We start from the raw sequence: 706 nt of genomic DNA on the forward strand, positions 1-706 counted from the left end.
ACACACCATTACCGTGACGGCAACAGACCCTGCAGGCAATGCAGGTACCGATACCGCAGTGGTGACCATTGATACCACCGCACCAAATGCACCGGTACTTGATCCAATCAATGCAACTGACCCAGTGAGCGGTACAGCAGAAGCGGGTTCAACCGTGACTGTGAGCTTCCCTGACGGTACGACTGCAACAGTTGTGGCAGGCACAGACGGAACATGGTCAGTACCAAACCCAGGTAACCTGGTGGATGGCGATACCGTGACTGCAACAGCGACTGACCCTGCAGGCAATACTTCATTGCCAGGTACAGGCACAGTCTTTGCAGACATCACACCGCCGGTGGTTGCACTTGATGATGTGTTGACCAATGACAGCACACCAGCACTTACTGGTACAGTGAACGATCCGACAGCCACTGTGGTTGTGAATGTGGATGGTGTTGACTATCCGGCAGTGAACAATGGTGACGGCACCTGGACGCTTGCAGACAATACACTTCCTGCGTTAACTGATGGTCCACACACCATTACCGTGACGGCAACAGACCCTGCAGGCAATGCAGGTACCGATACCGCAGTGGTGACCATTGATACCACCGCACCAAATGCACCAGTGCTTGATCCAATTAATGCAACTGACCCAGTGAGCGGTACAGCAGAAGCGGGTTCTACAGTGACAGTCAGCTTCCCTGACGGTACGACTGCAACA

Annotated in this window: 1 protein-coding gene; it reads left to right on the forward strand. The window is 53.7% G+C overall.

What is annotated here, in order from left to right:
• On the forward strand, nt 1-706 hold a 706-nt coding region (locus tag MKX14_RS18365; RefSeq protein WP_275891878.1), incomplete at both ends, for an Ig-like domain-containing protein.

Origin of the sequence: Acinetobacter pittii, assembly GCF_022449185.1 — a bacterium.
Lineage (GTDB): Bacteria > Pseudomonadota > Gammaproteobacteria > Pseudomonadales > Moraxellaceae > Acinetobacter > Acinetobacter pittii_I.